At 68.3% G+C, this 268-nt stretch carries 1 pseudogene; it reads left to right on the top strand.

Annotated features, from left to right (window positions below):
- Positions 1-30: 30 nt before the first annotated feature.
- Positions 31-268, top strand: a pseudogene (locus R0J92_RS23350) (ATP-dependent DNA helicase RecG); the annotation flags it as partial.

Here is a 268-nt window from a genome sequence, read left to right as displayed (position 1 = left end):
AAGATCCTGCCCGTGGGCGAGCAGCGCGTGGTGTCCGGAAAGGTGGAGAGCTATCACGGCCTGCCGCAGATGGCGCATCCCGACCACGTGGCCCCGCCGGATCAGAAGGACAGCGTCGGCACGGTCGAGCCGGTGTATCCCCTGACCCAGGGGCTAACGCAGAAGGTCGTGCGCAAGGCTGTCGCCGCCGCGCTGAAGAGTGCGCCGGAGCTGCCCGAGTGGCTGGAGCCCACCTATCTGAAGCAACAGGGTTGGGCGCCATGGCGCC

Source organism: Tritonibacter sp. SIMBA_163 (assembly GCF_046535935.1).
Taxonomy (GTDB): domain Bacteria; phylum Pseudomonadota; class Alphaproteobacteria; order Rhodobacterales; family Rhodobacteraceae; genus Epibacterium; species Epibacterium scottomollicae.
This window is presented reverse-complemented; position numbering and strand designations above follow the sequence as displayed.